22 protein-coding genes and 2 pseudogenes are annotated in these 23,521 nt (G+C 31.4%); 5 read left to right on the forward strand and 19 right to left on the reverse strand.

Features of this window, described 5'->3' with window-relative positions; all coding sequences use genetic code 11:
* Positions 1–95 precede the first annotated feature (95 nt).
* The 4 genes from AC0L5U_RS16530 to AC0L5U_RS16545 form a co-directional block, all read right to left on the reverse strand.
* On the reverse strand, positions 96–3,554 hold the full coding sequence (locus AC0L5U_RS16530; protein ID WP_473417561.1) for an efflux RND transporter permease subunit: 3,459 nt from the start codon (positions 3,552–3,554) through the stop codon (positions 96–98).
* Between the two features lie 172 nt (positions 3,555–3,726).
* On the reverse strand, positions 3,727–4,896 hold the full coding sequence (locus AC0L5U_RS16535) for an efflux RND transporter periplasmic adaptor subunit (RefSeq protein ID WP_473417562.1): 1,170 nt from the start codon (positions 4,894–4,896) through the stop codon (positions 3,727–3,729).
* An 8-nt stretch (positions 4,897–4,904) separates the two neighbouring features.
* Positions 4,905–6,254: a TolC family protein gene (locus AC0L5U_RS16540; RefSeq protein WP_473417563.1), complete on the reverse strand. Its 1,350-nt coding sequence runs from the start codon at positions 6,252–6,254 to the stop codon at positions 4,905–4,907.
* Position 6,255: 1 nt separating this feature from the next.
* On the reverse strand, positions 6,256–6,861 hold the full coding sequence (locus AC0L5U_RS16545; RefSeq protein ID WP_473417564.1) for a TetR/AcrR family transcriptional regulator: 606 nt from the start codon (positions 6,859–6,861) through the stop codon (positions 6,256–6,258).
* Positions 6,862–6,986: 125 nt separating this feature from the next.
* Between AC0L5U_RS16545 and AC0L5U_RS16550 the strand changes: the two genes are divergently transcribed.
* Positions 6,987–7,961, forward strand: coding sequence for a polyprenyl synthetase family protein (locus AC0L5U_RS16550; protein WP_473418319.1), 975 nt, complete (start codon positions 6,987–6,989; stop codon positions 7,959–7,961).
* Positions 7,961–8,311, forward strand: a complete 351-nt coding sequence (locus AC0L5U_RS16555) for a hypothetical protein (protein WP_473417565.1) — start codon at positions 7,961–7,963, stop codon at positions 8,309–8,311. The genes AC0L5U_RS16550 and AC0L5U_RS16555 overlap by 1 nt, the downstream gene beginning before the upstream one ends.
* On the opposite strand, the gene AC0L5U_RS16560 is transcribed toward AC0L5U_RS16555, so the two are convergent.
* Positions 8,308–8,820, reverse strand: a complete 513-nt coding sequence (locus AC0L5U_RS16560) for an alpha-ketoglutarate decarboxylase (protein WP_473417566.1) — start codon at positions 8,818–8,820, stop codon at positions 8,308–8,310. The two genes, AC0L5U_RS16555 and AC0L5U_RS16560, sit on opposite strands and share 4 nt — an antisense overlap.
* A gap of 290 nt (positions 8,821–9,110) precedes the next feature.
* A pseudogene (locus tag AC0L5U_RS16565) lies at positions 9,111–10,624 on the reverse strand (GH3 auxin-responsive promoter family protein).
* A 44-nt stretch (positions 10,625–10,668) separates the two neighbouring features.
* Between AC0L5U_RS16565 and AC0L5U_RS16570 the strand changes: the two are divergent.
* Positions 10,669–11,463, forward strand: a complete 795-nt coding sequence (locus AC0L5U_RS16570; protein WP_473417567.1) for a DUF2797 domain-containing protein — start codon at positions 10,669–10,671, stop codon at positions 11,461–11,463.
* Here AC0L5U_RS16570 and AC0L5U_RS16575 read toward each other — a convergent pair.
* Positions 11,460–12,083 (reverse strand): LysE family transporter, encoded by a 624-nt coding sequence (locus tag AC0L5U_RS16575; RefSeq protein ID WP_473417568.1) that lies wholly within the window; start codon positions 12,081–12,083, stop codon positions 11,460–11,462. The genes AC0L5U_RS16570 and AC0L5U_RS16575 overlap by 4 nt on opposite strands.
* A gap of 93 nt (positions 12,084–12,176) precedes the next feature.
* Between AC0L5U_RS16575 and AC0L5U_RS16580 the strand changes: the two genes are divergently transcribed.
* On the forward strand, positions 12,177–12,986 hold the full coding sequence (locus AC0L5U_RS16580) for a hypothetical protein (protein WP_473417569.1): 810 nt from the start codon (positions 12,177–12,179) through the stop codon (positions 12,984–12,986).
* Positions 12,987–13,280: 294 nt separating this feature from the next.
* Here AC0L5U_RS16580 and AC0L5U_RS16585 read toward each other — a convergent pair whose 3' ends face one another.
* The 12 genes and pseudogenes from AC0L5U_RS16585 to AC0L5U_RS16640 form a co-directional block, all read right to left on the reverse strand.
* Positions 13,281–13,514: a hypothetical protein gene (locus AC0L5U_RS16585; RefSeq protein WP_473417570.1), complete on the reverse strand. Its 234-nt coding sequence runs from the start codon at positions 13,512–13,514 to the stop codon at positions 13,281–13,283.
* The gene (locus AC0L5U_RS16590; protein ID WP_473417571.1) at positions 13,511–13,750 is read right to left on the reverse strand and encodes a hypothetical protein; all 240 of its coding nucleotides are present in this window, start codon (positions 13,748–13,750) and stop codon (positions 13,511–13,513) included. Before AC0L5U_RS16590 ends, AC0L5U_RS16585 begins: the two co-directional genes overlap by 4 nt.
* A gap of 26 nt (positions 13,751–13,776) precedes the next feature.
* Positions 13,777–14,301, reverse strand: a complete 525-nt coding sequence (locus tag AC0L5U_RS16595) for a hypothetical protein (RefSeq protein ID WP_473417572.1) — start codon at positions 14,299–14,301, stop codon at positions 13,777–13,779.
* An 18-nt stretch (positions 14,302–14,319) separates the two neighbouring features.
* Positions 14,320–15,057 carry a hypothetical protein gene (locus AC0L5U_RS16600; protein WP_473417573.1) on the reverse strand — a complete coding sequence of 246 codons (738 nt, stop codon included), beginning with the start codon at positions 15,055–15,057 and terminating at the stop codon, positions 14,320–14,322.
* 21 nt (positions 15,058–15,078) lie between these two features.
* A complete protein-coding gene (locus AC0L5U_RS16605) occupies positions 15,079–15,231 on the reverse strand; it encodes a hypothetical protein (protein ID WP_473417574.1) in 153 nt (50 codons plus the stop codon).
* The gene (locus AC0L5U_RS16610) at positions 15,222–15,893 is read right to left on the reverse strand and encodes an FAD-binding oxidoreductase (protein ID WP_473417575.1); all 672 of its coding nucleotides are present in this window, start codon (positions 15,891–15,893) and stop codon (positions 15,222–15,224) included. The genes AC0L5U_RS16605 and AC0L5U_RS16610 overlap by 10 nt, the downstream gene beginning before the upstream one ends.
* A 23-nt stretch (positions 15,894–15,916) precedes the next feature.
* Complete coding sequence (locus AC0L5U_RS16615; protein ID WP_473417576.1) at positions 15,917–16,381, reverse strand: hypothetical protein; 465 nt, start codon at positions 16,379–16,381, stop codon at positions 15,917–15,919.
* Between the two features lie 20 nt (positions 16,382–16,401).
* Positions 16,402–17,169 (reverse strand): helix-turn-helix domain-containing protein, encoded by a 768-nt coding sequence (locus tag AC0L5U_RS16620; RefSeq protein WP_473417578.1) that lies wholly within the window; start codon positions 17,167–17,169, stop codon positions 16,402–16,404.
* A gap of 186 nt (positions 17,170–17,355) precedes the next feature.
* A complete protein-coding gene (gene rpsU / locus AC0L5U_RS16625) occupies positions 17,356–17,550 on the reverse strand; it encodes a 30S ribosomal protein S21 (RefSeq protein WP_147765495.1) in 195 nt (64 codons plus the stop codon).
* 102 nt (positions 17,551–17,652) lie between these two features.
* On the reverse strand, positions 17,653–18,516 hold the full coding sequence (locus AC0L5U_RS16630) for a sigma-70 family RNA polymerase sigma factor (RefSeq protein ID WP_473417579.1): 864 nt from the start codon (positions 18,514–18,516) through the stop codon (positions 17,653–17,655).
* A 280-nt stretch (positions 18,517–18,796) separates the two neighbouring features.
* Positions 18,797–21,475, reverse strand: a complete 2,679-nt coding sequence (locus AC0L5U_RS16635; protein ID WP_473417580.1) for an AsmA family protein — start codon at positions 21,473–21,475, stop codon at positions 18,797–18,799.
* Positions 21,476–21,598: 123 nt separating this feature from the next.
* Positions 21,599–22,233 (reverse strand): annotated as a pseudogene (locus tag AC0L5U_RS16640) (queuosine precursor transporter).
* A 140-nt stretch (positions 22,234–22,373) separates the two neighbouring features.
* Between AC0L5U_RS16640 and folK the strand changes: the two are divergent.
* Complete coding sequence (gene folK, locus AC0L5U_RS16645; RefSeq protein WP_473417581.1) at positions 22,374–23,504, forward strand: 2-amino-4-hydroxy-6-hydroxymethyldihydropteridine diphosphokinase; 1,131 nt, start codon at positions 22,374–22,376, stop codon at positions 23,502–23,504.
* Positions 23,505–23,521: the final 17 nt, after the last annotated feature.

Raw genomic sequence — 23,521 nt, forward strand, 5'->3', positions numbered from 1 at the left:
TAAATAAGATTAAAATGAAAAGAGCCACAATAAATTAGTGGCTCTTTCTTGCTATTAATTGAATTAGTCAAACAATTAAAAAATCGTATTGGAATTTAGGCTTCTTGAATCCTTTTATCCATGTTAAACGTTTGTTCTTCTGTAACAAGGCTTTTATCTGTAACTCTGTTTTTATAGAGATTCATTTTTAATTTCGTTATTAAGTAGAATAAAATAGGAACTACTATCAATGTTAAAAACGTAGCAATAAACAAACCGTAAATAACTGTCCATGCTAGTGGTCCCCAGAAAATTACGTTATCTCCACCAACATAAATATTAGCGTCAAACTCACTAAATAAGGTAAAGAAATTAATATTTAAACCTGTTGCTAACGGAATTAATCCTAAAATGGTGGTAATTGCAGTTAGCAATACTGGGCGTAAACGTGCTTTTCCGCCTTTTACGATGGCTTCGATTAAGTCTTCTCTTAATAAATATTGATCGTCCTCTAAATCTAGTTTTACTTTTCTTCTATCAATTAAAAGTTGGGTGTAATCGAGTAATACTACACCGTTGTTTACTACAATTCCTGCGAGGGAAATAATTCCCATCATGGTCATCATAATCACAAAGGCGCTTCCTGTTAGAACGATACCTCCAAATACTCCAATTAAACTCAGGAAAATTGCCAACATGATTATTCCTGGTTTTGAAACCGAATTAAATTGGAATATCAATATGAAGAAAATTAAGCCTAAACCTGTAAAGAATGCTCCCATTAAGAATTTCATTTGCTTAGTCTGTTCTTCAATTTGACCTGTGTAATTGATTTTAACACCATCTGGTTTTTCCGTAAAACCTTTCATTTCATTCTGAATTTTAGAGACAATTGCAGCTGCATCTGTAAAGCCGGGAGCTAAAGCAGAGTATAGAGTTACAACACGCTTTACTTCTTTATGTTTTATAGCACTAAAACCAGAATTATTAGTTTGTTTTGCTACAGTAGAGACTGGAATTTCTTTAATTTGTCCAGAAGCCATATCTCTAAATGTAATTCTCTGATTGAAAAGTGCACTTGTGTTATAGCGGTTTTCTTCATTAAACCGAACATAAATGTCGTAATCTTCGCCATTTTTTTTATAAATGCCTGCTTTTGCACCAAAAATTGAATTACGCAATTGTTGCCCCACTTGTCCAGAAGTCACACCTAATTCTCCAGCTTTTTTTCTATCAACCACTACTTGCATTGATGGTTTAGATTTATTGACATCAATCTTTAACTCATCAATACCTTGTATATTTTTAGTGTTGATGTAATCGCGCATTTTTTCGGCAGTAGCAATCAACTCAGAATAATCTTCTCCTTTTAATTCTAAGTTAATAGGATAACCTGCAGGAGGTCCAACAGCATCTTTTTCAACTGAAATGGCTACACCAGGATAAATACCTTTTAAATCTTCCTGAACTTTTTTCAGCAGGACGTTGCTATCGGCGCCATCTCTAAATTTGTACTCTCGCATGGTAGCAGTAATTTTTCCACGATGCGGCATTTCAGCAGCAGAACCACCATCTGTTTGAGGGTTTCCTGCTCCTTCTCCAACTTGAGAAACAGCACTTTCAGTTAAGAAATTGAAGTCGCCATTCATGTAGGCTTCATCATTTATGATTTTATAAACACGCTCTTCAATATCCTTCGTAATAGCATTGGTTTTTTTAATATCTGTACCTTCAGGATATTCTATATAAACTATAATTTGATTTGGCGTATTATCTGGAAAGAACTCCACTTTTGTACGCTGACTTCCAACAGAAGCACCAAAGCCCATAAAAGCTACAATAAGTAATACAAAAGTACCAATAGTAATTAGCGCAGGTTTTCTACCACTTAGCGCTTTACGAAGTGTTTTTTCATAAAAACGTTCCCATTTTGGTAAGATTTTATTTTGAAAACCATTAGCCCAATTTCTTAGGAACAAACGATACGCCCAAAGTAAGATGATTGAAAAAATCATGACACTACCTAATCCACGAGCAGTTCCTCCGAAAATTAAAATTAATAATCCAATACCTCCTATGATTGCTGAAAGCTTGATGATATTCTTATATGGCATTTCTTTATCTTCAATTGTCATGTATTGAGATACCAAAACCGAATTGAAAAAGATGGCAACAAATAATGAAGAACCTAAAACAACAGATAATGTTATTGGGAAGTAAATCATAAACTGTCCCATAACTCCTGGCCATAAACCTAATGGAACAAACGCTGCTACAGTTGTTAAAGTTGAAATGATTATGGGAAATGCAATTTCTCCAATACCTTTTTTAGCGGCTTCAATCCGGCTCATGCCTTCATCAGACATTAAACGATATACGTTTTCTACAACAACAATTCCGTTATCTACAAGCATACCAAGTCCCATAATTAATCCGAAGAGAATCATAGTATTCATGGTATACCCCATGTAGTTCAATATCATCAACGACATAAACATAGACATAGGAATGGCAAACCCGACAAATAAAGCGTTTTTAAATCCTAGAAAGAACATTAAAACGGTTACGACGAGAATAATTCCGAAGATGATATTATTGACTAAATCATCAACTTGACCAATGGTTTTTGAGGATTGATCGTTAGCAATTGTAACGGTTAAATCAGGAGGAAATACATTTGCTACAGCATCATCTTTAATTTTTTGAATTTGTTCTGCAGCTGCAACCATGTTTTTACCTGCGCGCTTTTTTACATCTAGCATTACTACAGGATGTCCAAACTCTCTGGCATATGTGGTTTTGTCTTCATCTTTAAAAGTGACTTTTGCAACGTCTCTTAAATAAATTGAATTCCCTTTTTCTGATTTTACCACAAAGCTTTCCAGCTCTTTAGGGTTTTCAATTTCTCCTAGAATACGAATGGTACGACGTTGCCCGCTACTTATTAAATTACCAGCAGACATGGTCATATTTTCTCTGCTTATAGTGTTGATGATGTCATCAAAACTCACTTGTGCAGCCATCATTTTATAAATATCAACAGCTACTTCAACTTCCTTTTCTTGTGCGCCACGAATATCTACTTGCTTTATTTCTTGAAGCCCTTCAATTTCATCTTCTAAATATTCGCCAAACTCCTTCAGTTTGTCAATTGGATAATCTCCAGAAATATTAATATTAAGTATTGGGATTTCTTCCGACATACTTAAATCAAAAATATTTGGTTCAACTTTTGCGCCATTAAACGTAGGCCAATCTTCGCCAGAAGTTTCAGAATCTACTTCGTCTTTAACCTTTTGTTTTGCAGCTTCAACCGAAATATTCTCATCAAATTCTACAACAACAATAGAATAATCTTCTTGTGATGTTGATGTGATTTCAAAAACATTACTTACTGTTTTGAGTTTGTCTTCTATCGGGTCGGTAATTAGCTTTTCAATATCTTCGGCAGTATTACCAGGATATACAGAGCTAATGTAGATTTTAGTTTCTTTAATTTCTGGAAAGTTTTCTCGAGGCATACTAAAATAAGCACCAGCCCCTAATACCAAAATAAGTGCTATTAAAACGTACATGGTAGTTTTGTTGTTAATAGCCCAAGATGATAGAATAAATTCTTTGTCTACCTTTTTTTCTTTTTATCTTTTGTCATGATTGGTTGTGTTTTTTTTGTCATTCCTGCCAAAGCAGGAATCCACTTTTTATATTTTGATTAATAGATTCCTGTCATTTACAGGAATGACAAGTCTATTCAACTGCAAGGATTTTTACATCCTGCCCGTCTTTTACACTACGTGCACCTTCATCAATAATTTCATCTCCGTTTTTGATTCCAGAAAGGACTTCGATATCGTCGCCTTGTGTTTTACCAGTTTCTATAATGGCACGTTTTGCTTTAGCTTTTTTGTCAGCCTTATCCGAAATCGTATACACGTATTGTTCGCCTTCGGCATTCTCGGAAATAATACTTTGAGGTATTAAAATAGCTGAATTGTTAGTATAATCGTTAATCTTGAGTTTTGCAGTAAGATTAGGCTTAACAGTAATGCCTTTTTTAGGTAGTGCAACTTCAACTTTAAAAGTTCGGTTTGCTGGATTAATAAAGTTTCCTGCTTGACGTACCTTAGCATCAACTTCTTTACCCAATACGGGAAAATTTACTTTTACAGATTTACCAGGAACTATTTCTGAAACGTATGCTTCTGGAACATTAGTTTCAATGTACATATCATCTAAATTCACGATTCTAAATAATTGAGATTGCCCAGGTGCAACTACACTACCTTGTTCTGTAATAACATCATCTACAGTTCCAGAAAATGGGGCGCGAACTAATGTTTTGCCAACTTGTTGTTGTAATTGATTTACCGCTTGTTGTTGCGCTTCATATGTAGATTTTGCTTGTAAATATTGAATTTCGCTCCCTATTTTTTGTTTCCAAAGACGTGCTTGGCGTTCAAAAGTAGTTTTAGCTAATTCGGTTTGAATTTTTACTTGTGCCAATTGCTGACTTAAGCCTCCATCATCAATTTTAGCTAGTGTTTGTCCTTTACGTACTTTTTGACCTTCTTTAACGTATACTTTACTTAAAATACCACCATATTCTGCAGTAATTACCACATTCTGTTTTGTGCTTACGTTACCTTGTAATTCTACAAAGTGATTAAAAACACCTTCTTTGGCTGTAATAGTTGTGATTAAAGGGATTTTTTCCTGAGGATCTAAAGTCTTTATTTCTTTTTCTAATTGTTTAAGCTGTGCTGAAATTTCTTGAGCTTTAGCATCTAGTTCCGTTTTCTTCTGTCTTATTAATTCTAAATCATTTGAAGCAATAATATCTTCAACTGATTTGTTTTTGTCTCCGCCACATGAAGTCAATACTAGGGCGCTAATTAATGTGAGGTATATATATTTCATTGTGGTTGTTATTTAATATTTAATAAGTTTTTAAGATTTGCTTTTTTATTGATAACGTCTATAATAGACTGTAAATATTCTTGTTGACTCCCATATAATTGCATTTGGGCTTGTCTTAAATCAAAGCTACTCGCAATTCCTTCTTTATACTTTATGGTGTTTTTCTTTTCGATTTTTTCAGCTAGTGCTAAGTTTTTTTGTTTGTTAGCATAGGTTTCAATCGCTAAATTATATTCGTTTTTAGCATTTTTGAATTCTAGTTTTAATTGATTTTCTTCTACAATGAGTTTGTTTTTTGCGATATCCCATTCAACTTTTGCCTTCTCGCGTTTAGCTTTACCTCCAAAAGAGGAGAAAATTGGAAATCTGATACTCACGCCTCCTTGCGTAGTAAATAGCCAATCCTGTTCTCTTCTAAAATAATTTGAAAACGAATCTCCAAAACCTAAATAGTTTGATGTTAGAAAAGCATTAATTTTTGGTAACTGTTCAGACTTTTCAAGTTTATATTCTAGGCCTTTGCTTACTGCTTCATTTGCAGCAATTTTATAATCGATGTTATTGGTTACGGAATGGTCATTAGCTATTAATTCTAGAGAAATATTTTCAGCAATTAAATCATCAAGAGAGTCTGTTAATGTAATTGGAGCATTTGGATCAATACCCAAAAGGATTTTCACATAACCCTCAGAAATATCATAAAGTGTCTCTAGGTTTTTTAGATTTATTTCTAAACTAGATAGTGTTAATTGTAATTGTTCAACGTCTTCTTCTTCAGTTAAGCCATTTTCAAAAATTTTGGTTGTTTCTTCTAAATTAGATTGTAAAACTGCAATATTATTTTTTGTGATTTCTATACTTTCTTTGGTTAGTAGCGCATTGTTGTAAGCTTTAACCATTTGATTTTCAACTTCATTTACAGTTTTGTCTTTAGCGTTTTGCGAAATTTCCAAAAACACTTTGTTAGATTGTAAGCCTACTATGTAACCGCCATCAAAAATTAGTTGATTTAAAGTTATTGATGGGGTTAAGTTGTGTTTAGGGAAGAAAACATCAAATAAGTTAAATTGCTCCATTTCTGGTTCTGGATTGGGCTCTGAACTACCCATCTCAAAAGAAGGTCTTTTTAAATAAATAGAATAATCTACCGCTCCACTAATTTGCGGTAAACCTCGCGCTGTAGTTTCCCAAACTTGATGTTTTGCAGCCAAGATGTTTAAATCGGAAATTTTTATATTTCTGTTATTCTCTAAGGCGAAATTTATCGCTTCTCGTAGCGAAAAATTATGCGGTGTTTCTTGAGCAAACACACTAATAGAGATTAATAAACCAAAATATATAATTAGTTTGTGTTTCATTTTATGATTGATTTGATGTTATAAATTTGTTTAATATGTTTAGTCCATTATCCGTAACAATGGCTCTTAAGTGGTACTCTAAATAACTTTCCATGAGGTAATCCATGGTGTAAACTTCTTTAGGGAATATTGCATCATCCTTTATACCCATCATACCGTTGAAATACATTCTGGAGATGAAATCAATATTAATATTCGGTCTAAATAATTTAGTGTCAACACCTTTTTGAAGACTTTCCTTAACAGAATCATGCATCTTTTCAAATTGTTTAAATTTTAATACATCATGAATTTGTGGATAGTATTTTTTAAGCTGAAATTGTGGCGACGATTTTTCGTTTTTCAAATTGTGCATCACAAACATTTTGATATCGTATAATTCCTCAATTGGGTTGTTTGAAGCTTCGCAAATATCATCAATACCTTCACAAATTGTGTCAAACAACTCGAAAGTAACTGCTTCTACCAATTTGGTTTTATTAGCAAAATGAACGTAAATAGTTTTTTTTGATATGCCCATTTCTTGAGCTATATCATCCATTGTAACGCTTTTAAAACCAAGTGTTAGAAATAATTCTGCAGATTTATGTATGATTTTTTCTCTCATAATTCGGTGCAAATATAGTTTAGGAAACTTTAAAAACAAAAAAAGTTTCCTTAGTTTTAATAGTTATTTAACATATCCTTTATATTCGAGTTTTAAATTATGATGAATTAGCCTATTTTTGTTTGATGCTTTCAATAGAAAAATACCAAGACCAATTTATTTCTTATTTACAAGATTACGCTACAATTAAAGAGCCGAAAAACCTTTATGCTCCCATTGATTACATATTGGGATTAGGAGGGAAACGCTTGCGACCTGTTTTAACTTTAATGACCGCTGATATATTTAATGGTGATTATAAAAAGGCGCTTAATGCTGCTTTGAGTATTGAGGTTTTTCATAATTTTTCTTTAGTTCATGATGATATCATGGACGATGCACCATTAAGACGTGGCGAACAAACAGTTCATGAAAAATGGGATATAAATACGGGAATTCTCTCTGGTGATGCCATGTTAATTATGGCATATCAACTTTTTGAGAATTATGATGCTGATACATTTCAAGCATTGGCTAAATTATTTAGTAAAACGGCATTAGAGGTTTGCGAGGGGCAACAATATGATGTGGATTTTGAAACTCGAAATGATGTAACAATTCCTGAGTATTTAAAAATGATTGAATATAAAACGGCTGTTTTGGTTGGTGCTGCTATGAAAATGGGTGCTATTGTTGCGAATGCTTCAGAGGAAGACCAAAATGGTATTTATGAGTTTGGAAGGAATTTAGGGATTGCTTTCCAATTACAAGATGATTATTTGGATGCTTTTGGAGACCCTAAAACATTTGGTAAACAAGTTGGAGGTGATATTATTGAGAATAAAAAAACGTATTTGTATTTAAAAGCGTTAGAGTTTTCAAATGAAGCTGATAAACTTGAATTGATTCAATTATTCAATTCAGACCCAGATGATGTGGCTACCAAAATTGAGGTTGCAAAACAGTTTTTCGTTTCTACAGGTTCTGCTGATGCTACAAAACAAGCTATAAAAGATTACACAGCTAAAGCTTTTTTAGGTTTGGAATCTTTAAATATTTCTGAGGATAAAAAAGACCTTTTAAAAGCGTTTGGTAATAACTTAATGAACAGAACTGTTTGATGCAATTACCAAATACTTTTGATAGTTTAATTGAAGAAGCCAATCAATTAGATTTATACAGAAAATTAATTCTTCAACTTAATAAAGACTTTCTTTTGGCTAATATTGATTTGGACTTTCACGAAGAGGTTTTACCGTCAAGCCTGAAATTGTTACTTCACGAAACCGTCTTTAAGTTGATTCAAGAAAAGTTTATGGAATATCTAAATTTACTTTACATTATTGATGTTTCAGAAAAACAAGTAAAAGCTTTAGATGGTAATGATGTTGTAAAATTATCAGAAGAAGTTTCGTTTTTAATTCTAAAGCGCGAATGGCAAAAGGTTTGGTTCAAAAATAAATATTCTTAGAAAAAGAACCTAACAAAAGGTACCCACGGATCTATATAAATACTTTTTTCATCATCATGTATTACATTATAGCGAATCCCGAAAGTAACGTTTCCACTTCGGTAACCGGCACCAAGAAATAAAGCTGGCGTCCAATATTTGTCATCTGGAGCGTTTACTTTAATGTCATACCTTCGGCTAACATTAAGTTGTTCAAATTCTGCAGATAATTGTATTTCTGGAATTACATTAAATAACCCTATTAAGCTACCACCCAAAACGGTAGTTTTGTAAACATCTTTTTGGTTATTGAATGTTGCATTTAATCCAAGTCCTAGAGCAAATTGGTCGTTAAATTCATAAATAGCGCTAGGTGCTATAGTTGCTCCAAAAAAACCATTACCCAAATTTAGACCTAAACCGCCTCCATATCGTACATTTTTCCAAAAATCATTTTGTTGAGCGTTTCCGCAAAACGATAATACAGATATTGCTATTGTGATTAAAAAGTGTTTTTTTAATGGTAACATAATTCAACTTTTCAGTAAAGATAATAGATTTTGGATATAAAAAAACCACGCTTAATGGGCGTGGTATCTTTTTGAAGGATATATTAATTAATATAGGATTTTTTGTGATTGTTTTTTGATTTCGATGTTAAAAATATACTTACCATATGTTTCTAACAAACGGTTTTTGAGCTTTTAGATAACAGGGCGATTTACTCGTTTAAAGCCAAAATAAATTTACAGTTAATCTATTTACCGATATTTTTTGAAATATTTAGTGGGTAAAAATGAAGTGTTTTGTTATGGAAATATTAAGAATTCAATTTCAATAAATCATCTAGATAATCTCTCGTATTAGAGAGCCTTGGCACTTTATGTTGTCCGCCTAATTTGTCATTTTGTTTTAACCAATCATGAAATAATTGGGGACGTGCCATATGTATTGTTGGTTTATTTAATGTGATATTATTGTAACGTTTCGCTTCATAATCTGAATTTGATGCTTTTAGAGCATTGTCAAACAACTCATTAAAATAGTTGATGTCTTTTGGAGGGGTTTTAAATTCTATCAACCATTCATGCGCGCCTTTTTCTTTACCCTCCATAAAAATAGGAGCAGCTGTAAAGTCTACTATTTCGGCCTTGGTGCGTTTACAGACTTTTTTTAATGCATTTTCAGCATTTTCTATAATAAGCTCTTCACCAAACACATTAATATGATGTTTTGTTCTTCCTGTTATTTTAATGCGATATGGATTCAACGAGGTAAATCGAATTGTATCACCAACTTTATAACGCCATAAACCAGCGTTAGTAGTAATTATAACTGCATAATTCTTATTAAGTTGTACTTCGCTTAATGGAATGGCTTTTTCATTTGAAGATGCATATATATCCATAGGGATAAACTCGTAAAAGATGCCGTAATCTAGCATTAATAACAATTCGCTAGAATTGTTCTGATCTTGAATTGCAAAAAAACCTTCCGAAGCATTATAAGTTTCATAATATTTGAAATCTTTTTTAGGAAGTATCTTTTTATACTGATCTTTATAAGGTACAAAACTAACGCCACCATGAAAGTAGACTTCTAAATTTGGCCAAATATCATGTAGGTTATGTTTATCTGTAGTTTCCAACACGTTATTTAATAACACTAACATCCAAGAAGGTACTCCAGCTAAGCTTGTAACATTTTCATTTATAGTTTCATTTACAATAGCTTGCATTTTGTGTTCCCAATCGCTCATTAATGAGACTTTATTACTTGGTGTACTACTATATTCCGCCCAAAATGGCATATTGTCAATTAAAATAGCAGATAAATCTCCAAAAATAGTTCCGTTTTCTTTGTACAATTCTTTACTACCACCTAAACGCAAACTTTTACCTGTGAATAATTGAGAATCTTCATTATTGTTTAAATACATGCACAATAAATCTTTACTTGCTGCATAATGGCAATCTTCAAGAGACTCTTCACTTACTGGTATAAATTTACTTTTTGCACGTGTTGTACCGCTGGATTTTGCAAACCATTTAATTGGTGTAGGCCAAAAATATTGTTTTCACCTCTTCTGGAACGCTCAATAGTATCTTGCCAACCATCATAATTCTTAATAGGAATGCGTTCTGAAAATGTTTTGTAATTTTTAATTGATGCAAAATCATATTGTTTGCCTATTTCCGTATGTTTTGCAAAATCTATCAAGCTCATTAAGAGCTCATTTTGAACTTCATTTGGGTATTTAAGAAACAATTCGATTTGATGAAATCGCTTCTTTAAGAACCAGGATGCAATAGAATTCACTAAGGGAATTGGCATATTTATGCTATCTTTAAGGTTTTAAAAATAACACTTTTTTTTATATGACCTACCAAGGTGTACTAACTAAAATGCAAACGGAATTAGCGATTCCAATTCAATATTATTTGATATTTGAAAATGATTTCATAAACATGAATCAGCTTTTGAACAAAAATATTACCATGCAATTTGTGAAATTTCAATGTTTAAACTGTGGATTAGATAAACCAATTTACCGTCAAGGTTTTGATAAACAATGTTTTTATGAAACTGCTCGGACTGGAGATTGGATTATGCGTCCAGAATTAAGTACAGCGCATTTAGGAAAAGAAGACAGGGATTTAGAATATGAGAAACGCGCGCAACTACAACCGCATATTGTGTATTTAGCAAATTCTAGTAATGTGAAGGTAGGAGTAACCAGAAAAAGTCAAGTGCCTACACGTTGGATAGATCAAGGTGCACACGAAGCTATTGAAATTGTTGAGGTCCCAAATAGGTATTTAGCAGGTATAACCGAGGTTGCTTTAAAAAATCATGTAGCAGATAAAACCAACTGGCGAAGTATGCTTAAAAATGATATTCAAGATGAAAATCTTTTAGAATGGCGAGAGAAATTGAAATCTTATATTCCAGATGAAGTATCAGAATATTTTATTGAAAACAATACTGAAACCAATTTAGATTTTCCAGTAAATAAGTATCCTGAAAAGCCAAAAAGCTTAAATATTAAAAAAGAACAATCTTACACAGGTAAGTTAGTTGGTCTAAAAGGGCAGTATCTTATTTTTGAAGACGAAACTGTTTTTAATGTTCGTGCTAATGAAGGTTTGGTTTTAAATATCTCTGTGAACTAAACAAAATACAGTTTTGCAGCTTGAGCAAAACCAATTACTATTAGCAAAACACCAGTTACTTTATTAACTACTAAAGATATATTCTTTACTTTGTTTTTAATTATCAAACTTAGTTTACTGTAAAAGTATAGCGTTATTACCTTACCTAAATAAACACCAAGAAAAAAGAGAAATAGTACTGAAGCAGAAGATTTTAAAGACAACATAATATCATTATTATGCAAAACACCAAAAGCAATTACCCAATAAATTAAAACAGGCGGATTTACAATACCAAGTATAAATCCTGTGGCATATTTAGACTGAGATAATTTTAGTTTTTTAGATTTAGTTTCAGGTTGTTTTTTGAAAAATAAATATAATCCAGCCAAAAAGAGAATTGCTACTATAACAGTTTGCACCCATAAATTATCATTAAAAAAATCTTGGATAATTTGATTACAATCTAAAGCATAATAAGATAATATTACTTCTGCAAAACCAGCTGTAATTACAATTTTAAAAGCTTGTTTTGCATTTTGTTTTAGCGTGGTGTTAATTACTGCAATATTTGAAGCTCCTAATGGAAGAGCGCTAAGTATAGCAGTCACAACTCCTAAAAGTAAATAAATTACAATCATAAATGTTTTGTTGTGAAAAAAACTAAAAACTTACAGTTTCTATTTGAAAATGATTTTTAGTATCATTGTAAACTATTATTTACAATTTAATTTATGAAATTTTCAGCTTATTTATTGTTCTTCGTTTTATGTTTTAACTCTAGCTATTCTCAAACTGCAACACAAGGTGTTACATATGAAAGAAATGAAGATAAGTCTGTTACATTTTCTTATTTTAAAGAAACTCCAGGTTCTGTTTTTGCGATATTGAAATTCAAGCAATTATCAAATGCGTCAAGTGATGTTGTCAAAAAAACTATTAAAGGTTACGGAGGCGAAATGGTTACGTTGCTACCTGTAAAAACCAATGAAAATATTAATTTTTCTTATTCCTCTCGGTCTATTCTTGGAGATATTGATGCTAAGCCAGATTTTAAGTTCAAATATGTATTACCTTTTAAAAAAGGGAAAGAAGTTAAAGTTAGAAAGCTTAGTTATTTAGGTAAGCGTTTAGGAAATACTGATCCTAAAAATTGGGCATCTTACCAGTTTTTAACACAGCTAAATGATACGGTTTGCGCAGTAAGAAAGGGAGTTGTAATAAGAGTAAAAGATGATGCAAAGGAAGAAACAGACGAACAATTAGAATATGGTTATCGAAATAAAGTGAGTTCCATTTTAATTGAACACGACGACGGTACAATTGCTAGTTATAGTGTATTGAAAAAAGGTAGCTTTATAGTTGAAGTTGGCGATGTTGTTTTTCCCTCAACACCATTGGCTTTGGCTGGAACCTATGATAAAGAAAAAACAGTCAAATACGATTATCTATTTATTATCTTGATGAGATTGTTAGAGATTATAATTTTAATGATCGAAGTAAAGAAACTTATAGTAATCAAGTTCATTTATACGCATATGTAGAGCCAATGTTTTGTGTGAATTCAGATGGGTCCGGATTGATGAATCTACGTGATAGAGAAGCCTACACAACATTTAGTGATGCAAGTATTATTCAGACTGAAATGAGTAAGCGAGAGCGAAAAAAGTGGTTAAAAAAATAAAGATTAAAAAATAAAAAATCCCATTCACAAAAAATGCAAATGGGATTTATTTATAAGGTAATTAAAGATTTATATATCCTCTTGATCTCTTAAGTAGCTTTTGTAAGAAGGGGTTTATAACTGCGAATTAAAACAGCATCAATGAAGAGGTTTTTTAGTTTTTGCCAATCTTAGGTTTAAAAGAACCTAATGCCAACTCCAAAATTAAAGGAATAACATTTAGTTGTCCTATAAATTGTTCTGTGTGTTCTCTCTCTATAAATAGGTCACTTAATTTGCCTTTAGGAATTGAGTTTTTTGCTAATCCTACTAATTCAGGCATCATTGGAACTAAAAATATAAAAGCATTAATTGCCAAAAAAGCTACTGCCAAAAACTTAATTTTCAACCAATTTGGTTTTTCCTTATAACTAAAAATAAAATTACATCAGAAATAATCTTTATAGCTAAACCAGGAAGAATTAATATGTATGCACTTTGTTCTTTATACACATAGACATTATGGATGACTTCAACATCTGCGCCTTTAAATAATATGCCAATAACAATGTGAGATAAAATACCTCCAACATACATTATTGTGCCTATTTCTTGAATAAAACTTAAACCCTTTCTTAGCTTCATAATTATATGCTTTTGTTTTAAATAGCCTATTTTTTCATTTTATTCGCAAACCAAATAAAACCCAAACCACCAATAACAATTAAGCATCCTGCAACGGTTAATGCGGTTTTAATATCTTCAGATAAAGTAATAATTAGAATAAAACCTCCCAATAGATTAAATAACCCTGTTGCTAATCGTACAAATAAAATACTTCTGTTTATACCAACATTACTGTTTAATACAGCAAAAGCAAACATGATTTCAAATAAGCCATAAGCCATTATAAAATAGGTTGTGAAGTTTAAAAATGATTCAAGATTTTTTGGAACCATAGCAATTAAAACACCAAATACCAATAGACCTAAGCTTTGTAATAAATGAAACTGATTGGCAATTTTATGTTGTTTATTAGCCTGTGAAAACAGGAATGCAAATAAGCTTCCTGAGACGAAAGAAACTGGTACAAGAATTTTTGATGTACCAATACCGATACTTTCAGAAAATAAAAGGGTAGCACCTGCAGCAAGTAGCGATAATCCGCTTAATAATAAATAATTTATTTTATTCATAATAGTGTATTAGTTAGTTTATAGTGTGTTATCTCCTTTTTCTCCGTTTACCCAACGTTGCATCATGACACGTTGTGAGGGAGTTTGCTGTGTGCCTCCTGCGAGAATATCAAGAAATTTATCCCAAAGATTTTTCTTTTGTGATGCTTCACGCTTTATAGCTTCATAAGCTTTCATATATTCATTGGTATATTTTTCAGCATCACCAATAGAATATTTCATAGGAATATGTTTTAAAATGGTTGCCGTTAACTCATCTATCTCCTCTGGTTTATTTTCCTCGATTAGTTGTAAATGGATACTACAGGCATCTGCCTCGCTTTTAATTTGATGATGTGCTTTGTTAATATTTGCCCATTTTTCTAACCATTTTGATGTTTCATTTTCTGGTAAAACGGACAAGCCTATTGTTTCAAGATTTTTGAAGCTATGCTCTATTCCAGCTGCGTATTGAGGATATTCCATCCAATCTTTAGATAAACTATCCGCACTTTTTTGCTTTATTTTTGAAATAGCAGAAGCCATAATAGTTTTTAATTGATTTAGGTTTTTAGTAAAATCATCAATTTCATGTTGCCAATCGTTTTTTGTTTTTTCAGACCCATACTTATGTATCAAATTTGATGCATCATCAATATCATTTTTAATAATACTTCCTTTAGAGTTCATAGCAGTCCAATTATTGGATGCCGATATGGCTAAATGTCTAATGGAAACTACTGCGTTTATAAGTGGGTTAAAGTTTTCTTCTTTCATTGTATTAGTTATAAATATTGTTTATCTAAAGGCAAATTCTTCATCATAGATGTTTTCTTGTTTTACGCCTTCTGCTTTAAGTTGTTTTGTGATATTCTTTTTTAGAGTTTCTGGGCCGCAAATGAGATACGACTTGCTTTTAGGTTCTCTTAAACTCATGTTGTCTACAGACAAGTGTCCTTTGTTTCCGGAGTCCCAAAGCACAAATTCAAAAAGTGGGTTTTTTTAATTACAGCTTCTAAAGCCTTACTGTAATATGCTTCTTCTTTTTTATTTACGCACCAATACAACGTAACTTTATTAGTGTAATAATCTTTTATTAATGATAAAAAAGGTGTGATGCCAATACCACCTGCAATCCAAACTTGATCTTTTTCTTTTGAATATGCACTTGAAAATTTCCCATAAGGTCCTTCTACTTTTACAGTATCTCCAATAGATAATTTTGAAGATAAATTGTTTGTGTAATCACCTAAACCTTTAATTGTAACTCTTAGATTTTCATCATGAGGATGACTGCTAAGAGTAAAAGGGTGTTGCTCTCTTTTGTTGACTGAAGGAAAAGCGAAAAACGCAAACTGACCAGCTTTGTAGTTTAAAGAATTATTGTTTGCAGACATTATAACTTCTACAGTATTCTTCCCTAATTTGGTGATGTTATTGATTGAGTAATCTAATTTTTTATTAAAAATATTGAATAAAAACGCTCTGTATACCCATGCAATTATGCCAATGAAAGCCATGCCAAAAACGTAAATTCTTGTGATAGGTAATTCTTTAATTAAGCTATCAACAAGAATACCATGAATAACACCCATAGCGTAAAATACGCCCATAAGTTTAGTGGAAACTTATCCATTTATTGTAAGGGATTTTCTTTTTTAAAAATCGGGGCTGCAGATAAAATGACACCAATGATTATTAGAATAAAAGCATAAAACCCTAAAGGTTTTCCAGCATTAAATGCTATCAAATCTCTTGGTACTACTATAAAATGTGCTAGAAGAAGAAATACTGCTATTACACCAGATCTTCTGTGAATAAGGTACATTTTATCCAGTCCTCCAAATATGTTTTCAACCCATCTAGCTCTTGTAGCCATAAGAAAATTGAAGGCAAACACAGTTACTACCCATGATGAAAATACTTCCCCAAGAATGCGATGAGGGTTTTTCCAAGTAACATCGGTTAGAGTTCCAAAAAATAAAGTATCAGATGATACTTCTTTAAATGAGCCAGTATAAAAGTATAAATCTATAGCCCAAAAAATAAAATGAATACCAATAATGATTGGAAAATAAATTTCCTGTTTTAGAATTCGCATAAAATAAGTTTTTTACAAACTTACTTTCGCTTCATGTTTTTCAATTGTATAAATTGGTCATTTTGTCCTTGGTATAATTGTGTAGGCGTTTTGCCAGTATGTTTTTTTACTTCTCGAATAAAATGTGCTTGGTCAAAAAAACCTTTTTCTGGAAAAAAATCTCCATCTCTAATTTGGAAATAGGCTCTGTAACACTTCTGAATATTAAGATACTTTTTTAATGAAACACCAATATATTTACTTAAATATCTGTTGATTTCTCTCTGAGACCAAAAGATTTGGTCTGCTACTTCACTTGCTTTTATATCTTCATAATGGCTGTAGAGAAATTGACTTAGTCTCAGTCTATTGGTCTTGATATCTTGTTCGTTTGGAATTTTTTCTTCTAAAATATTTTCAAGTTGGTTCACAATTTTTGGAAAACTTGAAAATTCTACTTGATTTATATTTAGGTAATCAGTATCTAGTTGTTCAATTGTGTTTAACAAAGAGCTTACCTCTCTTTTTAAAATATACTCAGGCGCAATTATTTTGAATCTAATAGCATAAGTAATAACTCTAGGCTGTATTATAATATCAATTTCTTTAGCCCAAATACCAGTTAAAAAGTAGGCTACAATTTTCCCGTCAAGTAATTGAATAATTAATTTGAAATAACCATCGGGACAGATAGTGAATTCTTGAGGAGAATTTGATGTATTAATTGATTGAAAATATGATGCTATATAATCCGAAAACGCTTTCGAAGGATCTATTTCTGAATATTTTTGATAAGAATTTGCTTCCATTTAAAACTAAAAAGCCAAACTTATGTTTATTAAAAAAAGCTTGATTGTATATAATGGTCATTATTTAATCAATACCAATTTATGAAATTTAAGTTTGAGAATAAAGTTGTTAAATATTAATTTGTACAAATAAAAAATCCCATTCACAAAATGTAAATGGGATTCATATATAAGGTAATTAAAGATTTATATATCCTCTTGATCTCTTAAGTTTTGTATATAAGCAGCCTTTTGAACTTCACGACGTCTTTTTACAGAAGGTTTAGTAAAAAATTGTCCCTCTCTCAAGTTTTGCATTACTTTAATATTTCTATGCTTTCTTTTGTAGCGTTTTAAAGCTCTCTCGATGTTTTCACCATCTTTAACAATAATCTTTAACATATATACTTTATTATTTCGTTTTCTAAATTTTCCTTAAAAAGGGATGCAAATTTCAGTTTTTTTATTAGAAAAACCAAATTAATTACACGCTTTGTTTAAAGATTACCCTAAATAAGTTTTTAAAACTTTATTTTTCGAAGTATGGCGCAGTTTTCTAATACCTTTTTCTCTAATCTGTCTAACACGTTCGCGGGTTAAACCAAATGCATCTCCAATTTCTTGAAGACTTTTAGGATGCCTTACGCTTATACCAAAATAATGACGAATCACTTCAGCTTCTTTCTCAGATAATGTATCCAAAACTCTATTAACTTCAATATTCAAAGAGTTTTTTATTAATTCAGCATCTGGCCTCGGCGCTTCATCAGAGCTTACTACATCATATAAGTTTGATGTTTCGCCTTCTTTAAAAGGCGCATCCATAGACACATGTCTGCCCGAAATTTTCATAGATTGCTTAACATCACTTATTGTTAAATCTAAATTTCTTGCAATTTCTTGGGCACTTGGTGCACGCTCATGCTCTTGTTCTAAATATGAATAGGCTTTATTAATTTTATTAATCGAGCCAATTTTATTCAAAGGCAATCTCACAATTCTAGATTGTTGCGCCAGAGCCTGTAAAATAGCTTGGCGAATCCACCAAACAGCATAAGATATAAACTTAAAACCTCTTGTTTCATCAAAACGTTTAGCTGCTTTTACTAATCCAGCGTTACCTTCATTAATTAAATCGGGTAATTTTAAACCTTGATTTTGATATTGTTTTGCCACAGATACTACAAAACGTAGGTTAGCAGTTGTGAGTTTATCTAAAGCTTTTTGGTCTCCTTTTTTAATACGTTGTGCTAATTCCACCTCTTCTTCGGCGGTAATTAGTTCTATTTTGCTAATGTCTTGTAGGTATTTGTCTAGGGATTTAGATTCACGGTTGGTAACTTGTTTCGTAATTTTTAGTTGACGCATATAGTATAAAAAAAGGTTTAGAAATTAAACATCTTAACAACTTAGCCTAAAAAATGGGAAAACCTAATAAATTGGCAATTTTTTAAGAAAACAAGTCTTTTTTGAGTGAAAAATGCTGTTTTTTATCAGTTTTTAGCTAATTTCTAACAAAAAGTAAATTTATTTTTTTTGGCGTTACCCAGAAAAGGGGTCGGGCTTTCCGTTTCAAGTCCTCGCACCTCCTTCGTCGGGCTGTGGGCTTTCCTCTACAATCCCTAACGCATCAAGTCAGCTAATGTAATTACTTAACCGTATCCTTGGTTTTTTTAGTTCTGCCTAATAAACCACCTAAAACATTTTTTATGGTTTTTTCGGTACTTGTGGTACTATCAATTTGAGTAGAATCGGTTTTTGGTTTAGATTTTATAATCTCATTTAGCACATCTTTAACCGTATTGTTTTGCTCTTTTTTAATAGAATCGGTTTTGGTTTTATTGCCACCAATTACATCGCCAATTAAATCTTTAACCTTGTCTTTACCTTGATTGAGTAGTTTTTGTTTCTGGATTTCAATTAACTGATTGGTTAAGTTTTTAACACCACTCGTTAAGTCGGTTTTTACATTAGGGTTAGTAAATAAACCTGTAATATTTGCGGTTACAGGAATAGTAATATTATTAACTTCTTCATCATTTATTTTTCCAATAAGCTGGTTAATTTCGCTACCCAAATATTTTGCAGGTACATTAAATACGGCGTTATAATCAATAGTTTTATCGAACCCGTGAGCTCCAGAAATTTCAATATCTATATCTTTATATTTTAAGTCAAAAGGCTTCACGGCTACCTTTCCATCGGCAAAATCTAGCTTGGTTTTTATATCTTTTAAGTCCAGTTTGTCAAAATCTATAAAGTTTAAAGAGCTTTCTAGTTTACTTAAAAGTCCGTCTTCGGTGTTGATTTTTGTAGTCAATAATTCAGCTAAAGCATCGCCAGAAACAGAGCTTAAAACTGGAGAAAATTCTTTATCTAAAGATCCTGATAAATTCAAATTAGTATTTAATTTTCCTTGTAGTAATTTTGCAATAGGTGCTAAGTTTTGTAGCAATTTTAAATCTTTAAATGATTGTGAAATATCAAAATCTGATGCACCTAAATTCAAATTAAAAGTTGGAACATCTTCTTTAGTTGAAACATCTCCAGAGATAGATAAAGCACCATCAAAAATATTGGATGTCATGTTTTGAAGTTTTGCCTTTTGGTCTTTAATCAATAACTTTCCAGTAACTTCTTTTAAGTTTAAATTATCATAAACCACCGTTTTTGCGTTGGCATTAATAGTACAATCTAAAAATGCGGGGATTTTTAACGACGCTTCTTTACTTGAAGTTTTGTTGTCTTGTGAATTGGTTTCGTCTTCAGACATAAAATCACTCACTTTAAAGAGGTCGGAATTCACATTGAAATTTCCTTTTAGCGTGTTGTCACTCAATAAAAAACCTAGTAAATTGTTGATGGTTCCTGTGGCATTTAAATCGCTATCGCCTGTTTTTGCCTTAAAATTATTAAGAGCAACTGTTCCTGGATTAAATGTCATTTGTGCCTCGGAAATATGAATTGGGTTTACAATATCTTCCGAAGAGAATACAAAATCACTAATACTAGCTGAACCATTGTTTTTAATGCGTTCGTAAGTGTTAGTTTCAATGGCATTCATGTCAAACGATGTGTTGATTTTACCTTTTAAAATACCTGTAAGTGCATTTTCTAATTCGACAGGATAGGCTTTCGTAATGTTTGCAAGGTTTAAAACACCATCAACCTTTGCATTAACCAACATGTTTTTAGTGATGTTTTTTAGAGTAGCCGATGATTTAAAAACATCATCATCAATTTTAAAATTTAGTGTTTTAATTTTTATATAAGTGTCGTCAGTTTTTCCAGTTTCATTTTTAATACTGGTGTTGATAGAAATATTACTCACACGTTTTGGTAAGTCTGGATATTTAAAAGCCGCATTATTTGAAGTAATGCTAATATCAAGATTAGGAATGGTTTCCTCTGAACTTAGTCCTTTTATCAATCCTTTTATTTTAAAATCGCCGCTGGTTTCAACATTCTCAATATTTTTAGAATATGTTTTTGGAATTACAGCTAAGAAATTTTTAAAGTCTGATTCTGGATTTTCAAACGAAATATCAATTTGCTGTCCGTTTTCAAGTTGCTGTATATAACCCTCAAATTCTAAAGGTAAATCGTTTATAAAACCTTTGTTTTCTTTAAAAGTGTATTTGTTATTATTTAAATCTAGCCCAATTAAAGCATCTAATTTAATAGGGTTGCTGCTTAAATATTGAGTGCCATCTAGCGTCATACTCACATTGGCTACACTTTTAGTGTTTAATTCTGAAGTTTCGGCAGAAAACGTACCATGACCTTCGTGGTTCAATTCAGTAACGTAAAGTGAAATATTTGCACCTTCATCTATATAAGCAATGGCACTATTTTTTATGTTATAATCTTCAATATTAAATGCAAAACTACTTTCGCTTCCTGAAGTGGTTTGATTTTCTTTTTCCTTAGTAATATCGTAATTATTGTTGCCTAATTTATTCGTTTTTAAGGTTAAAAGCGCTTCGTCAATGTTTATTGAATTTACAACAATGGCATCTTCATCGGCAGATTTAAAAAGTTCATTAACATCCATTGTAAACGAAATATCCTTAGCAGTTGCAAAAGTTTCATCCTTAAAAGGTTCAAAATTGGTAATTACCAAATCGTTTACGTTAACATGTGCTTGAGGAAAGCTTCTTATAAAACTCAAACTCACATCGCTAAACTCAACCTTTGCATTTAAATTCTGATTGATAAAACGTTTTACCATATCTTTTATTTGTCCTTGAAAAGCAAATGGAATTGCTATTAAAAGTGCGATGATGATAAGTAAAGTAATACCAATAATTTTAAAAGCTTTCTTCATAAATATTGTTTGTTATTCCTAATAAATCAGGAATTTTATTAAATGAAACTGACTATATTAATATACGCAGAAAAAGTGTTAATGGTTGGAAAAGAAATCTTATCATTTTGTTAAGATTTGGTTTTAAATCAAATTAATCTCTTCATTTACCTTTAAATTAAAGCGTTTTCTAAAAAGATAAACACCTAAATAAAGAAATGGTGTGTCGCAAGCGGCAACTATAACTTTGAATAAAAACCCGCTAATCAAAAGACCTTGAAAACTACTCCAAGGTAAAACTTCAAAAATGCACAGCAAAAATACAACCGAGAAAGTATCTACAAATTGAGATAACCAGGTTGAGAAATTATTACGAAGCCACAAATGTTTTCCTTTAGTAAGTTGTTTCCAAAAATGATAAATACGAATATCTACAAACTGAGCAAATAAATAAGCAAACATGCTTGCGCCAACTGCTAAAATTGTTCTTCCAAAGACATTAGAAAACACATCATCTTGTATTGGGGAATTTGTTAAAGCCGGAACCATATCAGCGACATAAATAATTAAAACAGAAAATATGGAAGCAAAAATACCAACCACAACCACATCATTTGCTCTTTTTTTCCATAGATTTCACTAATTAAATCGGTAATTAAGAAAGTTATGGGGTAGGGTAAAATACCTACCGAAATTTCAAAAAGCTTACTCCCAAAAATTTCAATATCAAACGGATACCAATAAAAGAATTTCTGGAAAATTAGATTTGAAACTACCAATGATGTGATGAATAAACCACCTAGAAGCAAGTAAATGCGTTGGGCAGCTAGTTTGTCTTTTGGTGTCATTTATAATTGTGAATAAATACGTTCTGTAAATATAACCCAATTCCATTTACTTTTTATTATTTTGCTCTCATATGGCAAAACCAAAAACGTTTCATATAGCATTAGGAAGTAATAAAGGCGATAAATTCAAGAATTTACAGCTTGCTATTGATACTATTTATGAACGTATTGGGACAATAAAGTTAATTTCGAAAGTTTATAAATCGCCTGCCTTTGGTTTTGAAGGGGAAGATTTTCTGAATTGTTGTTTGGTGCTAGAGAGTTATTTAAAACCTCAAAAAGTATTAAAAACTTTATTGAAAATTGAAACCGACTTAGGAAGAACCCGAAGTAAAACAAGAGGTTATGAGGCCCGAACCATAGACTTAGATATTGTTTTTGCTGAAGATGAAATAATCAACACAAAATTGCTGCAAGTACCGCATCCAGAAATGAGCAAGCGTAAATTTGTGCTATTGCCACTTAACGATATTGCTTCAAAAAAGAAACACCCAAAATTAGATAAAGAGGTGTGTGTTTTGTTAGATGAATGTGAAGACAAATCGGTTTTAGAACCTATTAAAATTTGGCTAAAAAATCCAAGTAAACAATTTGATTTTTCAAAATACAATTACATTGCTATTGAGGGAAATATTGGTGCAGGAAAAACAAGTTTAGCAACAAAAATTGCACACGATTTTAATGCAAAACTAATTTTAGAGCGTTTTGCTGATAATCCGTTTTTGCCCAAGTTTTATGAAGATGCAAATAGATATGCATTTACTTTAGAAATGAGTTTTTTAGCAGACCGTTACCAGCAAATTAGTGACGACTTATCTCAACTTGATTTGTTCAAAGATTTTGTTGTGAGTGATTATGATATTATTAAATCACTAATTTTCTCAAAGATTACTTTAAATGAAGATGAATTTAATCTTTACAGAAAGCTTTTCTACTTAATGTATAAAGATATTGCAAAGCCAGAATTGTATATTTATTTATACCAAAATATAGAGCGTTTACAACAAAACATTAAAAAACGAGGTCGAGATTATGAGCAAAATATTGACGATGATTACTTAGAAAAAATCAATACAGGGTATTTAGACTTCTTAAAAACCCAAAAAGATTTCAATGTGAAAATTATTGATGTATCTAACCGAGATTTTGTGGAAAATAGAGAGGATTACTTGTGGGTTTTAGATGAAATCAATAAAAGTTAACTTTTCTAAATATCTTG

It is taken from the genome of Jejuia sp. G7-7, assembly GCF_055808955.1.

Excerpts from the sequence above, each read along its gene's own strand:
- AC0L5U_RS16530 (WP_473417561.1), bottom strand. The coding sequence starts at position 3,554 with ATGTACGTTTTAATAGCACTTATTTTGGTATTAGGGGCTGGTGCTTAT.
- AC0L5U_RS16535 (WP_473417562.1), bottom strand. The coding sequence starts at position 4,896 with ATGAAATATATATACCTCACATTAATTAGCGCCCTAGTATTGACTTCA.
- AC0L5U_RS16540 (WP_473417563.1), bottom strand. The coding sequence starts at position 6,254 with ATGAAACACAAACTAATTATATATTTTGGTTTATTAATCTCTATTAGT.
- AC0L5U_RS16545 (WP_473417564.1), bottom strand. The coding sequence starts at position 6,861 with ATGAGAGAAAAAATCATACATAAATCTGCAGAATTATTTCTAACACTT.
- AC0L5U_RS16550 (WP_473418319.1), top strand. The coding sequence starts at position 6,987 with ATGCTTTCAATAGAAAAATACCAAGACCAATTTATTTCTTATTTACAA.
- AC0L5U_RS16555 (WP_473417565.1), top strand. The coding sequence starts at position 7,961 with ATGCAATTACCAAATACTTTTGATAGTTTAATTGAAGAAGCCAATCAA.
- AC0L5U_RS16560 (WP_473417566.1), bottom strand. The coding sequence starts at position 8,820 with ATGTTACCATTAAAAAAACACTTTTTAATCACAATAGCAATATCTGTA.
- AC0L5U_RS16570 (WP_473417567.1), top strand. The coding sequence starts at position 10,669 with ATGACCTACCAAGGTGTACTAACTAAAATGCAAACGGAATTAGCGATT.
- AC0L5U_RS16575 (WP_473417568.1), bottom strand. The coding sequence starts at position 12,083 with ATGATTGTAATTTATTTACTTTTAGGAGTTGTGACTGCTATACTTAGC.
- AC0L5U_RS16580 (WP_473417569.1), top strand. The coding sequence starts at position 12,177 with ATGAAATTTTCAGCTTATTTATTGTTCTTCGTTTTATGTTTTAACTCT.
- AC0L5U_RS16590 (WP_473417571.1), bottom strand. The coding sequence starts at position 13,750 with ATGAAGCTAAGAAAGGGTTTAAGTTTTATTCAAGAAATAGGCACAATA.
- AC0L5U_RS16595 (WP_473417572.1), bottom strand. The coding sequence starts at position 14,301 with ATGAATAAAATAAATTATTTATTATTAAGCGGATTATCGCTACTTGCT.
- AC0L5U_RS16600 (WP_473417573.1), bottom strand. The coding sequence starts at position 15,057 with ATGAAAGAAGAAAACTTTAACCCACTTATAAACGCAGTAGTTTCCATT.
- AC0L5U_RS16610 (WP_473417575.1), bottom strand. The coding sequence starts at position 15,893 with ATGGGCGTATTTTACGCTATGGGTGTTATTCATGGTATTCTTGTTGAT.
- AC0L5U_RS16615 (WP_473417576.1), bottom strand. The coding sequence starts at position 16,381 with ATGCGAATTCTAAAACAGGAAATTTATTTTCCAATCATTATTGGTATT.
- AC0L5U_RS16620 (WP_473417578.1), bottom strand. The coding sequence starts at position 17,169 with ATGGAAGCAAATTCTTATCAAAAATATTCAGAAATAGATCCTTCGAAA.
- rpsU (WP_147765495.1), bottom strand. The coding sequence starts at position 17,550 with ATGTTAAAGATTATTGTTAAAGATGGTGAAAACATCGAGAGAGCTTTA.
- AC0L5U_RS16630 (WP_473417579.1), bottom strand. The coding sequence starts at position 18,516 with ATGCGTCAACTAAAAATTACGAAACAAGTTACCAACCGTGAATCTAAA.
- AC0L5U_RS16635 (WP_473417580.1), bottom strand. The coding sequence starts at position 21,475 with ATGAAGAAAGCTTTTAAAATTATTGGTATTACTTTACTTATCATCATC.
- folK (WP_473417581.1), top strand. The coding sequence starts at position 22,374 with ATGGCAAAACCAAAAACGTTTCATATAGCATTAGGAAGTAATAAAGGC.